This window comes from Prolixibacter bellariivorans ATCC BAA-1284 (assembly GCF_000621705.1).
Classification (GTDB): domain Bacteria; phylum Bacteroidota; class Bacteroidia; order Bacteroidales; family Prolixibacteraceae; genus Prolixibacter; species Prolixibacter bellariivorans.
In genome coordinates this window covers 452,226-466,013 of the sequence record NZ_JHXO01000001.1, presented here as the reverse complement: position 1 = coordinate 466,013, position 13,788 = coordinate 452,226, and the positions used below count along the sequence as shown (strand labels likewise).

15 protein-coding genes are annotated in these 13,788 nt (G+C 45.2%); all 15 read left to right on the top strand.

Annotation, left to right across the window (positions count from 1 at the left end):
* Window position 1 precedes the first annotated feature (1 nt).
* Window positions 2-1,549 carry a DUF6850 family outer membrane beta-barrel protein gene (locus T426_RS0102010; protein ID WP_169737666.1) on the top strand — a complete coding sequence of 516 codons (1,548 nt, stop codon included), beginning with the start codon at window positions 2-4 and terminating at the stop codon, window positions 1,547-1,549.
* An 85-nt stretch (window positions 1,550-1,634) separates the two neighbouring features.
* A complete protein-coding gene (locus T426_RS0102005) occupies window positions 1,635-3,311 on the top strand; it encodes a T9SS type A sorting domain-containing protein (RefSeq protein ID WP_025862864.1) in 1,677 nt (558 codons plus the stop codon).
* 10 nt (window positions 3,312-3,321) lie between these two features.
* Window positions 3,322-4,206 carry an ABC transporter ATP-binding protein gene (locus T426_RS0102000; protein ID WP_025862863.1) on the top strand — a complete coding sequence of 295 codons (885 nt, stop codon included), beginning with the start codon at window positions 3,322-3,324 and terminating at the stop codon, window positions 4,204-4,206.
* A 16-nt stretch (window positions 4,207-4,222) separates the two neighbouring features.
* Entirely contained in the window at window positions 4,223-4,894 is a 672-nt protein-coding gene (locus T426_RS0101995; protein WP_025862862.1) for a hypothetical protein, read from the top strand.
* On the top strand, window positions 4,891-6,126 hold the full coding sequence (locus tag T426_RS22445) for a DUF4857 domain-containing protein (protein WP_025862861.1): 1,236 nt from the start codon (window positions 4,891-4,893) through the stop codon (window positions 6,124-6,126). Before T426_RS0101995 ends, T426_RS22445 begins: the two co-directional genes overlap by 4 nt.
* 154 nt (window positions 6,127-6,280) lie before the next feature.
* Complete coding sequence (locus T426_RS0101985) at window positions 6,281-6,514, top strand: hypothetical protein (RefSeq protein ID WP_025862860.1); 234 nt, start codon at window positions 6,281-6,283, stop codon at window positions 6,512-6,514.
* Window positions 6,515-6,699: 185 nt separating this feature from the next.
* Window positions 6,700-6,909: a hypothetical protein gene (locus T426_RS0101980; RefSeq protein WP_025862859.1), complete on the top strand. Its 210-nt coding sequence runs from the start codon at window positions 6,700-6,702 to the stop codon at window positions 6,907-6,909.
* A gap of 19 nt (window positions 6,910-6,928) precedes the next feature.
* The gene (locus tag T426_RS0101975) at window positions 6,929-8,338 is read left to right on the top strand and encodes an anthranilate synthase component I family protein (RefSeq protein WP_027585204.1); all 1,410 of its coding nucleotides are present in this window, start codon (window positions 6,929-6,931) and stop codon (window positions 8,336-8,338) included.
* Window positions 8,339-8,356: 18 nt separating this feature from the next.
* Window positions 8,357-8,923 carry an anthranilate synthase component II gene (locus tag T426_RS0101970; RefSeq protein WP_025862858.1) on the top strand — a complete coding sequence of 189 codons (567 nt, stop codon included), beginning with the start codon at window positions 8,357-8,359 and terminating at the stop codon, window positions 8,921-8,923.
* Between the two features lie 30 nt (window positions 8,924-8,953).
* Window positions 8,954-9,949: an anthranilate phosphoribosyltransferase gene (gene trpD / locus T426_RS0101965; RefSeq protein WP_027585203.1), complete on the top strand. Its 996-nt coding sequence runs from the start codon at window positions 8,954-8,956 to the stop codon at window positions 9,947-9,949.
* Window positions 9,946-10,734 carry an indole-3-glycerol phosphate synthase TrpC gene (gene trpC / locus T426_RS0101960; protein WP_025862857.1) on the top strand — a complete coding sequence of 263 codons (789 nt, stop codon included), beginning with the start codon at window positions 9,946-9,948 and terminating at the stop codon, window positions 10,732-10,734. Before trpD ends, trpC begins: the two co-directional genes overlap by 4 nt.
* Window positions 10,731-11,393: a phosphoribosylanthranilate isomerase gene (locus T426_RS0101955; protein ID WP_025862856.1), complete on the top strand. Its 663-nt coding sequence runs from the start codon at window positions 10,731-10,733 to the stop codon at window positions 11,391-11,393. Before trpC ends, T426_RS0101955 begins: the two co-directional genes overlap by 4 nt.
* 26 nt (window positions 11,394-11,419) lie before the next feature.
* On the top strand, window positions 11,420-12,607 hold the full coding sequence (gene trpB / locus T426_RS0101950; protein ID WP_025862855.1) for a tryptophan synthase subunit beta: 1,188 nt from the start codon (window positions 11,420-11,422) through the stop codon (window positions 12,605-12,607).
* 28 nt (window positions 12,608-12,635) lie between these two features.
* Window positions 12,636-13,424: a tryptophan synthase subunit alpha gene (gene trpA / locus T426_RS0101945; RefSeq protein ID WP_025862854.1), complete on the top strand. Its 789-nt coding sequence runs from the start codon at window positions 12,636-12,638 to the stop codon at window positions 13,422-13,424.
* A 148-nt stretch (window positions 13,425-13,572) separates the two neighbouring features.
* On the top strand, window positions 13,573-13,770 hold the full coding sequence (locus T426_RS0101940; RefSeq protein ID WP_025862853.1) for a hypothetical protein: 198 nt from the start codon (window positions 13,573-13,575) through the stop codon (window positions 13,768-13,770).
* The last annotated feature ends 18 nt before the right edge of the window (window positions 13,771-13,788 follow it).

Here is a 13,788-nt window from a genome sequence, read left to right as displayed (position 1 = left end):
CATGAAAAGATTTCTGAACAGACATATTATCCTCTGCATGTTGAGTTTCATGCTCCTCTCCCTAACCGGGTTTGCACAAAATCCAGTTCAAACAGAAATGGATGAGCAAGCTCTTTTCCTCTTCGGGAAACCGGGAACCGAGCTTCCCTTTTCTCTTATTTTGGGTGATTCACTTCCGGACTTTAACCGGCTTGAACTATCAGGAACAATCCGCCGTCAACCTTTCCGGGAAACCGGGACTCCGGATAAGTTTAAAGGCCTTAACTTCTCGACGTACGGTTACAAGCAGGTCAAACAATTACGGTTCTTTGGAAAATTCGACTACGGGCACAGCACCGAGGACAACATCATGTGGCACGACCGTTTATCTTCGCATCCGGTCAATCCATTTCAATTAGTTGATTCGATTGGCGGAAGTTGGAAAAAAGACCAGTATCATCTTCAAGTACACGGATTGGCTCCACTTACTCAACATTGGGCAGCCGGACTCGGCCTCAATTATCGGGTCGAAAGCGGCGGGAAAGATCAAAATCCCCGGGCAGGCAACAATGCTTTCGAAATCACGGTAACACCGTCATTGACTTACCGAACCGGGAACTGGAATTTGGGAATCGAGGGGTGGTATCGAGGTTCGCGGGAGGACATTGATTTTCTGACCTACCAGAACAATGTTGGTTACGACTACTTTTTCATCAACGGTTTGAGTCTATACGGACATCCCCTGAACCGCATCAACTTCAGTTACCGGTACGATGCAACAGGTAAAGGTGGAACCATTTTCTTTCAGAATAAAGTTTCGTGGGGAAAGCGATGGACTGGAAAACTGGGCTACAAAATATGGGAAGAATCAGCGATTGAAACACCGTATGCCAGTAGCCTAAATCAGGAAACCGGAAGACTTGAATCCAATCCGGAAACCGATGCGCAATATTCGCTGGAACGATTTGACGGCCTAGTTTCATTTACCCTTCCGGGAGAAAAATGGAATCAGCATTTCAGTGTCGCCGCGCAGTACAACGATGGAAGAAATTTCATGACCCAATCCGCGCAGACAAATTTAACCACGCAATACCTGAATGCTCAAATCGACTGGAAGGCATTATTGAAAGAGGAAATGCAGGTTCGTTGGATTTTCAACGCCAGTGTCAATCTCCTTTCCGGAAAAACCAATAATATTTTGTACGGATACCAAAAGCTCGAAACACTGACAGCACACGGTTCTGTATTTCATTCCTTTTTTACAGGTCAAAAAGGACGAATTGAAACTGAGTTGGCCGCTTCGTGGGAAACCGATTTGGGAAGCACATTGAATATTGCTCCGGCCTCGGTATTTATTCCGCAAACATCAGAAATAACAGGCCCGGTTGTTCGCCATAATTTCCGCTATCTTTCCGCTGGAGATGTGAAGGTTTTCTCTCAAATCACCTGGTATCCTGAATGGAAACCCGCGCCAAATGCTTATATTCGCTTAGCAGGCGGAGCAAACAGATTCACAGCAATGGAGGAAACAAACAGTTTTGTGGAAATAGGTTTGGGCAGCTATTTTTAATACAACCTGAATTCCGGCATTCCTCACTTGCGTTTTCACTCCCCCTGGACGCGAATTATTATTAGACGATTCATTAGCACTTACTATGAAAAGACTTCTTCCGGTCATTTTTGTGCTTGCCACCATTCAAACAGTGAGCGCACAACAAGAAAGCTGGTCAGATTTTCTGTCCAGCCCGGATGACGTGGAAGTTTATTCTTGCGCGGCTTCACCTGACGGAAGTTATTACTGGTTAGCGAAATTCAGAAAAGATTTAACCATCGACAGCTATCAAATTCAACCAACCGACACTGCCGGAAAAATGCTGTTGCTGAAAACTTCAAAAGACGGACAAATTATATGGAGTCAAACAGCAGGTTCCGATTCCTCAATTTATACACTCACGCCATACAAGGTGGCCGTAGCACCCGATAACCGCGTTTACACGGGAGGAATGTTCTACAACGATATGCGATTCGACGATAATACAAAACTTTCCGGCACATCCACTGCTCAAACAACCGGTTTCTTAACCTGCTACAATCCGGATGGAACGGTTAGCTGGGCCAAAGCATTTTCCAGTAACGGAAGTTCCAGAGTTGAATCGGTTTCCGCCAACCAATCACACATCGTAGCCGGAGGAACCTTCACACAATCCATGACGATTGATGGTACCACACTCCAATCAACTTATCCGGGGGTTACCGACGAACATACACCGTTTATCGCCGTGTTCGATGCTACCGGTCAACTGCTGTATGTCGATGTATTTAACACACAGTCTGGTTTCTTGCGGGAAGTCAATCTTTCACCTGACGGAAATATTGCTTTTGCCGTCGAGGCAAGCGAGAACGTGTATGTATCTTCGACAGCGGTCTCCGGACAATTTCCCATGAAACAATCGGCCGGGAACATGGATGCTTACACCGGAAAGATTGATATTACTGATGGCTCGTTGCTCTGGAGCCAGCGAATCGGAGGAACCAGCTACGATTATGCATATGCGCTAGCGACTGATGCAGATAATAATATTTTCATTTCAGGAAATGTGAACGGCGATTTCACGATGGATTCAGCCGATGGAAACTTCTATTCGGCAACAGCCGATGGCATGGATTACTTTGCAGCAAAATACGATTCGGCAGGAAATCTGATTTGGCAGTTCATCATGGGCGGCTCAGCCAGCGATGGCAACCTGGGTGATATTGCGGTGAACCAATACGGCGAAGTTTATTCCACCGCTTATTACCTGAGTTCCGATTTGGACTTCAACAAGCAAACTTATTCGACAGACGGCTTTGCTTCTTTGCTCATTAAGCTTTCGCCGGAAGGGGTGCCCGATTGGGCGGTTGATTTTAACAGCAGTGTTTCCAGCGCCCGACTTTGGACACTTTCATTGGATGCCAATGGCGAGATACTTGCCGGAGGTCATTTCAAAGGAAACCTGGCCGTTGGCACACAAAATTACCAGGCGCCTGGCGCCATTTACAATGGACTTCTGCTCTCGCTTCATGACGACAGCAGTGTTGGGACAGAAGATCTGGTGCGACCGATCGCTCAATTAAAAGTGTATCCCAATCCGGCCAGCAATTACGTTCACCTCGTACCGCAACCGGGCGAAAATATCGTTCGCTCGACCCTTTACGATATGCGCGGACAACTCATCAAATCGACCGATTATCAAAACCAGTTGGCCGTTTCGGGTCTGCCCGAAGGAGTATACATTTTGCGGGTAACCAGCACACAGGGAACAAACAATCATAAATTGATCATTCAACATTAGTAGAACCGGTATGGAGAATATCATCGAGTGTAAAAACCTGACGCATCATTACGGAACCAAACCGGTTTTCGAAAATCTGAATTTCAATGTACCTGCCGGAAGCATACTCGGATTGTTGGGAAAGAACGGAACCGGCAAAACCACGACGATAAATATTTTGAATGGTTTTCTGCAGCCGACCGGAGGTCAGTGTTACATTTTTGGCGAAGATTCGCAACTTCTTTCCCCTACAACCAAAGCACGCATCGGTTATCTGCTGGAGGGGCACATTCAATACGGCTTCATGACCATCGCCGAAATTGAGCGATACTATTCTGCTTATTATTCCGCATGGAAGAAAGAACCATACTACGAGTTAATGGCCAAGTTGGATGTGGCACCGAATCAGAAGATTTCGTCCATGTCAACCGGGCAACGGTCGCAGGTGGCACTGGGGCTCATTCTGGCACAAGATCCGGAATTACTGATTTTGGATGATTTCAGCATGGGCCTCGATCCTGGCTATCGCAGACTATTTATTGATTATCTGCGCGAATATGCCCGGGCCGGAAACAAAACAGTGTTTACGACCTCCCATATCATCCAGGATATGGAACGCTTAATAGACGATGTGCTGATTCTGGATTCGAAGCAGGTCGTTGCTCAACAACCGCTGAACGACTTCATGGAGCACTTTCGGAAGTTTACCTTCACAACCGATCGAAAAGTGGAGGACTGGAGTCAGGCTCCGGCTGTCAATGTGGAACAATTGAACCAACATGTAGAGCTTTATACATGGTCTGAGGAAATTGAAGTGAAATCCTTTCTGGATGGAAATGGAATTTTAGCAGAAAATTTTTCACAGGAGAACATGAATCTGGAAGACGCCTTCATCGGCCTGACCGGAAAATATTAATAGAAAAAAATTCAGGATGCTAAAAGCATTGTTTATAAAGGAATGGACTAAAATCCGGTGGATTCTGATTGGATTCTTTGCAGTCGCCCTGTTTTCGGGGGCCAAATTGCTATTAGACATTCACCACCAGATTGAGTTGATGGGAGCTGGAAACTTATGGGACATCTTGCTTTTCAATAACTTTAATCCGTACCGATGGATGGAATATGTTCCACTCCTTACGGGAATAGCCGTTGCTTTGGCGCAATTCATTCCCGAAGTTCAGCAAAAACGCATCAAGCTGATGTTCCATCTTCCGGTTAACGAAAACCAAATGTTAATGCAACTGACACTGATGGGCAACCTGTTTTTGTTAACCATTTTCCTCTCGGAATTGGTAATTGCTTTGGTTGGAATAACATTCGTATTGCCCAAAAAACTGATTCTGGATGCGTTCATCACCGTCGCTCCGTGGTTTCTGGGAGGCATTACCGCTTATCATCTAACCACGATGATTGTCTTCGAATCAATGCCTGTTCGCAGGCTGTCGCTGATTCTCGTGGCCTCCGCCTTCATTTCGCTGTTCTATCAAACGGCTACAACCGGCGCCTATCGGCCGGCACTACCACTACTTGCCATCATAACGATATTGACATTTTTCACGCATTTATACACTGCATACCGATTCAGGAAAGGGATTCATCAATGATTAAGGTAAGTCGCTACATACTCATTCTCCTGTCTATCTTTACTTTGTCCGCTTTTCTGCCAGATTTCTTTCGGACAACTTTCGAACGACATGTTCCTGTTCCATTCGTCATGTACAGTTCTGTTTCCCATCAATTTGTGATACGCAAAGCGGAGGATGGAAAAACCCTTTACTATGACTCTGAAGGAAGGCACTTTAACCGGAGTCAGTACGAACAACAATTGCCGCTGTTTCATTTCCGCCAGTTGATGACCGACGGCCTGATGCCAGATTCCCTTTTCGGGAAACCAGTGGACGTATTAGAAATCAACAATGCCAATTTCTTCTCGCGAATAACACCCTCCGATATCGACGCTCCACAAGCCGGATTGTACCCGCTATTTGAGTCAGAATCCGGCCGTGTCGCACTCGAAAAACCCGATGACTATTTCCGGATAAACAACAAAGGAATCGAATTTATCGACCCGGCTTCCAATGGCATTAAACCCGGAAAGAGTGAGCTATTCACAAGAGTTTTAAAGAAAAAAGGAATGACTTTCCCGGTAAGGATGATCGCCGGCATTCCAACCATTCGGAAGAAGTACGATCAGGGGTACTTCATTGTCGACAAACAGGAACATCTCTTTCATCTAAAAATGGAAAAAGGGTTACCGTACTGCGTTGAAATTCCGTTGCCGGAGGACTTTCACATCCTCCACATCGATTGCACCGATTTCAGAAACCGGGAATTTTATGGCTACATCATCACAAGTGACAATCATATCTTTGTTCTGCAAACCGACACGTACCACATAATAAACTGGCCGATAAAACACTATAATGCCAGAACCGATAAGCTGAGCCTAAGAGGTAACCTCGATTCCCGTCTGGCCATTATCGATAAACCCGACGAAGTCTATGCGTACGCGAGCAACCGTCAATACATACTTCAGAATGAATTTCACGAAAAACTAGCGCCCAGTTTTTCCCGTGGAGCCCAAATTGCTAATGATCTTCTGTTTCCATTCAAAATTGAGTCCGGACCTTTAACCTCCGATTTCCATCGGATTATGATACAGTTCCCTAAAAACGTACTCTTTATCATCGGGAACCTGTTCTTTCTTTTACTTTACCTGGTAATCTTCTTCGCAAGAAAACGAAAGAGGTTGGTTATCGCCGAGTTGGTAATTATTCTTCTGACCGGACTATATGGATTTCTGGGTGTGCTTCTGTTGCCTGCGGTGAAAAGATAACCTGACTGCCAGATTGTCAAAAGATTCCCTAAAGCGATTAAAACACTCCCATTATGGACTTTTAAAACGATAATTTCGATTTTTTAGAAATTCGATTTAATTTTGGCCCGAATCTTGACAGAGTAAGCGTCGATGATGAATTAAGAAGAGAGACATGACAACAAAAGTTAAACTGTATAGAATTTTACGTCGCGTAGGACTGCAGAAAAAGCGAATACTCATTGCCAACAACAAGGAAGAGTTGTTTCTTGACGAGTTGGATAATCGTTTGTTAACCTACTACTTTGAAAAAGAGTTTGGAGTTACGGTAGAAGACGAGAAGATACCTACATTAACCACAGTTCCTATGGTGGAACGCTTTCTGGCCCGACTCAGAAAATCAGCTTAAGAATTACATTAATTGTCGGAATTAGAAATTTTGTATTTATTTTAACTCAAAAATATTGCCAATCTGGAATTTTTATTTTTTCTTTACCACATAAACGTGAAGAAAATGAAATTGAATCAATCAATATGGCTTTGGTGGGGCACTTTCCTCTTTTTGAGAGGCTAAGCCATATTGAATTTTAAGATATGACGGCTTACCTTCTCGACAAGGTGAGCTTTTTTATTATCAGAAAAAACAAAAACGATGAATCTGCATACAAACAATATGACCTGGCGTTGGTGGTGGCACCGCAACTTTTTACAACCGTGAAGAGAGTGAGCTTGGTATGTAGTAATGCAGAAGAAAGCGGCTTATCGAATCACGGTAAGCCGCTTTCTTTTTATACGAGAAATTAAAACATAATCATAAGATATCATGAAGACCATCAAATTCAGTCCACGCGTAAAAGAGATTCTTGCCGACACGGTAACACCGGTCAGTATTTACCTAAAGCTGCGCGACATTTACCCAAACACACTATTGCTCGAGAGTTCGGATTATCATGGCAATGAGAACAGTTATTCATTTATCTGCATCAAGCCGGAGGCAACTTTTATGGTAGAACAGAATAACATCCGCATCAAATATCCCGACCGCCAGGATGAAATCCGGCCTGTGGAAAAACACGGTCAGGTAGCTGACGAGCTGGATGCTTTTTTCCAATCGTTTAAGCCCACCAACGGTTTATCAAATATTCCTGCGAACGGTTTGTTTGGCTATATCAGTTACGATGGAGTTCAATATTTCGAGACCATCAAATTCAAAAATCCGGTTAAACCGGAATACGCCATTCCGGAAATTCGGTATTCTTTTTACCGGTACATCATCGCCATCAATCACCATATGAATCGCGTACAGCTAATTGAAAATCTTCCGGAAGGAGAAGACGAATCGCTCGATGAACTGGAAGGATTGCTGGCAAACCGGAATTATGCCACGTTCACTTTCGAAACACATGGTGACGAAACATCCAACATCACCGACGAAGAATACAAGAAAATGGTTACTCGCGGGAAAGAACATTGCCATCGCGGCGACGTGTTCCAGATTGTTCTTTCACGGCAATATAACCAACCTTTCCACGGTGATGAATTCAATGTATACCGTGCCTTACGGAACATTAATCCATCGCCTTACTTATTCTATTTCGACTGCGGCGATTACAAAATCTTCGGCTCCTCTCCTGAAGCCCAGTTGCAGATCCGAGAACGGAAAGTTTCCATCAACCCCATTGCTGGCACATTCCGGCGCACTGGCGATGATGAGCAGGATCGGAAACTGGCCAAAAAACTGGCAGCCGACCCGAAAGAAAATGCCGAACACGTGATGTTAGTAGACCTCGCCCGTAACGATTTAAGTCGCAATGCGGAAAACGTGGAAGTAGAACAATTCCGGGAAGTTCAATACTATTCGCATGTCATTCACCTCGTTTCGAAGGTTTCAGGCTATCTTCCCGAAAACAGCAACGCGTTTAGGGTGAATGGCGACTCCTTCCCGGCCGGGACGTTATCCGGAGCACCGAAATACCGTGCCATGGAACTGATTGACCAGTACGAAAATCAGAACCGTGGTTATTACGGTGGGTGCATCGGCTACATCGGTTTCGACAATCATTTTAACCACGCCATCATGATTCGCTCCTTTTTGAGTAAAAATACTACTCTATTTTATCAGGCTGGTGCAGGTATTGTCTCCGAATCGAACGAAGAAAATGAGTTGCAGGAAGTAGGTAATAAGCTGGCTGCCTTGAAGAAAGCTATCCAGCTGGCCCGTGAAATACAATAATCCCGAAAAAATCAGAAGATGAAGATATTAGTTATCGATAATTACGATTCATTCACCTACAACCTGGTGCACGCGCTTCGAAAATTTGAGGGCGTAACGGTTATTGTGAAGCGGAATGATGAAATTGAGCTGCCAGAGTTGAATGAATACGATAAAATCGTCCTCTCTCCCGGCCCGGGAATTCCGGAAGAAGCTGGTCTGATGCCTGAAATCATTAAAACATATGCCGGAAAGAAACCCTTCTTAGGAGTCTGTCTGGGACATCAGGCCATTGCTGAAAGTTTTGGAGCCAGGCTGAAAAACATGGACAACGTGTTACACGGTGTGTCTACCCCAATTATCCAGATTAAGCCATCTTATCTTTTCAACGGTGTCCCGGAAAACTTCGATGCCGGTAGATACCACTCATGGATAGTGGAAAAAGAAAACCTCCCTGAAGAATTGGAAATTACATGCGAGGATGAACTGGGCCGCATCATGGCGTTTCAGCACAAGACTTATGATATGGTTGGTGTGCAGTTCCACCCCGAATCGGTGTTAACACCCATGGGAATGAAAATTCTGGAAAACTGGATTCATCATTAATGCGATTCGTGAAAAAAGAAAGATATGATCATGAAAGAGATACTCAATTACCTATTCGAATATAAAAAACTCACCCGCGAACAGGCAGAAGCCATTCTTCTGGAAATCACGGAAGGGAAATACACCGATGCTGAAATTGCGGCTTTCATCACGGTATTCAATATGCGCACCATCAGCATCGAAGAGCTGGAAGGTTTTCGCGATGCACTTTTGAAAACTCGTATCCCGGTTGACTTCTCCGATTTTGAAACCATCGACTTATGTGGGACCGGAGGAGATGGAAAAGATACATTCAATATTTCCACCCTCTCGGCATTTGTCGTCGCAGGAGCCGGAGCCAAGGTCGCCAAACACGGTAACTACGGCGCTTCGTCAAGCTGTGGATCTTCCAATGTGATGGAACACCTGGGCTACCGCTTCAGCAACGATGCCGACCGGTTACGGAAAGAACTCGACAGTTGTGGCATCACTTTCCTGCACGCACCACTGTTCAACCCGGCTATGAAAAATGTAGCGCCGGTACGCCGTGCACTGCGACTTAAAACCTTCTTCAACATGCTGGGCCCAATGGTGAATCCCAGTCAGCCGAAGAACCAGATGGTCGGCGTTTTTAGTCTGGAGCTGGGCCGCATGTACAGTTATTTGTACCAAAAATCAGACAAAAACTTTTGCATTCTGCACAGCCTCGACGGATACGATGAAATTTCACTCACCGGTGATTTCAAGATGCAAACTAATTACGTCGACCGACTGTTGAGTCCATCAGACATCGGTTTGCCAAAAGTAAGCCCCGACGAACTGGCCAGCACCGGAGATATTCCGGGTACGGCAAAAATATTCACCGATGTATTAAACGGCAACGGCACAGAAGCACAAAACTCAGCTGTCATCGCCAACTCAGCCATGGCCCTGCATTGCATCGAACCGAAGAAAAGTATTGAGCAATGCATCGAGGAAGCCCGTTCGTCGCTAGCCGGGAAAAAGGCATTGAAAGTATTTACCCAACTGATGGAGATTCAGAAATGACAATCCTGGACAAAATAGTAGCCAACCGGAAAAAGGAAGTTGCCGAGGTGAAAAAACACGTTTCGCTGGAGGAACTGAAAAAACAGATTCCCTCTAACCGAAAAGGAAACTCACTAAAGGAACAGCTACGGAATCCGGAATCTTCCGGAATTATCGCCGAATTCAAGCGGAAGTCCCCGTCCAAAGGAATCATCAACGATAAGGTTGAGCCGGAGGTTGTCACTGAAGGTTATACAGCAGCCGGAGCCAGCGGGATTTCGGTGTTGACAGACAAAACCTATTTCGGCGGAAGCCTGAACGACTTTGCGAAAGCAAGAGAAGCCAATCCGGATACGCCGATGTTGCGGAAGGATTTTATGGTAGATGAATACCAGATTTACGAAGCTTGTGTAACAAAAGCCGACGTCATTCTGCTGATTGCTGCCGTATTGGAAAAGGAAGAAATCGAGCACTTTACCACACTGGCTCACAAACTCGGACTGGAAGTACTGCTTGAGTTGCACGCCGAAGAAGAACTGCAGAAGGTCGATCCGCGCGTCGATTTGATTGGCATCAACAACCGAAACCTGAAAGATTTCACCGTCGACCTGGAACATTCCATCCGGATGCTGGAGAAGCTTCCTGCAGAAGCGGTAAAAGTTGCCGAAAGTGGCATCAGCGATCCGGCTACGGTGGATTATCTCCGCGAAAGCGGTTTCCATGGTTTTTTAATGGGCGAGAATTTCATGAAACAGGAACATCCGGCGGAAGCTTGCCGGGAATTCATAAATCAACTGAAACGATGAAAATTAAAGTATGCGGGATGCGGGAGACGGAGAATATCCGTCAGTTGGTGGAGCTTGGCCCCGACTATATTGGTTTCATATTTTACCCGACATCGAAGCGGTATGTGGGCGAGCAAATTGCTCCCGAGGCGGTTGACCTGGTCCCGACTTTTATTCAAAAAGTGGGTGTTTTTGTGGACGAGCCATTCGAATCGCTGCTGGAACAGTTCCGGAACAACAAACTCGAACTGGTTCAGCTTCATGGCAATGAATTACCCGAATACAGCGCACGCCTGAAGCAATTGGGAATTCCGGTCATCAAGGTTTTTAGTGTTGGCAACGATTTTGATTTTACGAAGACAGCACCATATACCGGAAACTGCGATTTCTTCCTGTTCGACACCAAAGGCGAACTGCTGGGCGGCACCGGACGGAAATTCAACTGGGAATTACTAGATGCATACACAGGCGAAACACCGTTTTTCCTGAGTGGCGGTATTGGTCCGACCGATGCGGAAATCATAAGCAACTTGCAACATCCCAGACTTTACGGAGTAGATGTGAACAGTGGTTTTGAAACCGAACCGGCGCTCAAAAACATCGAGGCGCTCAAACGATTCATCGCGACTATTCGCCAGAACAATACGGGAACAAAAAGATCTTATTCCGATTATCTATAACGAACACAAGAAATAAATCAGATATCATGAGTTATCATGTAGATCAGAATGGCTATTACGGACGGTTTGGCGGGGCATTTATCCCGGAAATGATGTATCCGAATGTGGATGAGCTCCGAAACCGGTATCTCGAAATTATTGAGAGCGAAGAATTCCGGAAGGAGTACACCGATTTACTCCGCGATTACGTCGGAAGACCTTCACCACTTTATTTTTCCAACCGTTTGTCACAACAATACGGAGCACAAATTTACCTGAAGCGAGAAGATTTGAACCACACCGGTTCTCACAAAATCAATAATACCGTTGGTCAGATTTTACTGGCAAAACGACTAGGGAAACATCGCATCATCGCTGAAACAGGAGCCGGTCAGCACGGTGTAGCCACCGCGACAGTTTGCTCCCGCGAAGGATTGCAGTGCATTGTTTATATGGGAGCCCTCGATGTATCGCGGCAAGCACCCAACGTAGAGAAGATGAAAATGCTTGGCGCAGAAGTCCGTCCGGTTTACAGCGGCAACCAAACATTGAAAGATGCAACCAACGAGGCCATTCGCGATTGGATTAACCATCCGGAAGACACCCACTACATTATTGGTTCGGTGGTTGGCCCGCATCCTTATCCCGATATGGTGGCTCGCTTTCAAGCTATCATCAGTCAGGAAATGCGGCAACAACTGAAAGAAAAGACAGGCTTTGAGTTACCCAATGCTGTTATTGCATGTGTTGGTGGCGGGAGTAATGCAGCCGGAGCGTTCTATCATTTTCTGGATGATAAGGCGGTGAAACTAATTGCTGTGGAAGCAGCCGGGAAAGGTATCGATACCGGCGAATCAGCGGCAACAACTGCCCTTGGAAAAACCGGTGTACTTCACGGTAGTAAGAGTTTGCTAATGCAAACAGAAGACGGACAGATAATTGAGCCCTATTCTATTTCTGCCGGACTCGATTACCCGGGCATAGGGCCAATGCATGCGAATCTGTATGAAACCGGCCGTGCCCAATTTATGAGCGTAACCGATGAAGAAACACTCGAAGCAGCTTACAACCTAACAGAGAAAGAAGGTATCATTCCGGCGCTGGAATCAGCGCATGCGCTAGCTGCATTGGAGAAACTAAAATTTACTTCCGGCGAAGTAGTGGTTGTGAACATTTCGGGCCGTGGAGACAAGGATATGGAAACGTACCTGAAGCATTTTCACGCCAAGCAATAGATGAACATCGAAACGAAAGATTAACAAGATGGAAAATCGCATCAATCAGCTTTTTAAAGAGAAGCAAAACAACATATTATCGGTTTATTTCACGGCCGGTTATCCCAAGCTTCAGGATACAGAAGAAGTAATTATTGAACTGGAGAAAAGCGGTGCCGATCTCATAGAAATAGGAATCCCGTTTTCTGATCCGGTTGCCGACGGACCAACCATTCAGAAAAGCTCGGACAAAGCATTGAAAAATGGCATGTCGATGAAATTGCTATTCGGGCAACTGAAAGATATTCGCCAGAAGGTAAAACTACCACTGGTGCTGATGGGCTATTTCAACAATGTACTTCAATACGGCGTTGAAGAATTCTGCCGGAAGGCAAATGAAATTGGCATTGATGGCATCATCTTACCCGATTTGCCGCTGGAAGTTTACGAACACGAATACCGGACTTACTTCGAGCAGAATAACCTCCGGAACATTTTCCTTATCACACCGCAAACCCATGATGAACGTATCCGGAAAATCGATGAACTCTCGAACGGATTTATCTACATGGTTTCCTCGTCATCCACTACAGGTGCCAAATCGAGCGTAACCCAACATCAGGAGGCTTACTTTAAACGCATTCAGGAAATGAACCTGAAGAATCCCCGCCTGATCGGATTTGGAATTTCCAACAACACAACTTTTGTTAATTCTTGCCGTTATAGTAACGGAGCCATTGTGGGAAGTGCCTTCATCAAGGCCCTCTCGAACGAAGGTTCTATTTCGCAGAATGTGAAAAAGTTTGTTGATTTTATTCGTCTTCCGGAGGAAAATTAGATGACCGGAAACACAGCTTTGAATCGAAAAATGACATTGTTAAAATAGATTAAAAGCTGTGATTGCATACCTGATTTTTCGCTCTGATTTGTTATCTTGAGGAAGAGAATGAAAATTCTGTACCACGTTCTTTTAAAATTGAAACACTATGATGGAATACGCAAAAGTTATCTTACCGAAGGTAAGTTTCAGTCAGGAGCTTTTTGAAAAAGAGCTACTGAAATGCATTGGCTGGACGAATGACAATGGAAAGGAATTGGAAGAATTGAGAGATTGGTGTTATGATCAGTTTGGTACCATCTATCCGGATATTCTGGACGATGCTTTTTCAGACATTGCAGCCTGAGCAGATTCCCATCAGCTT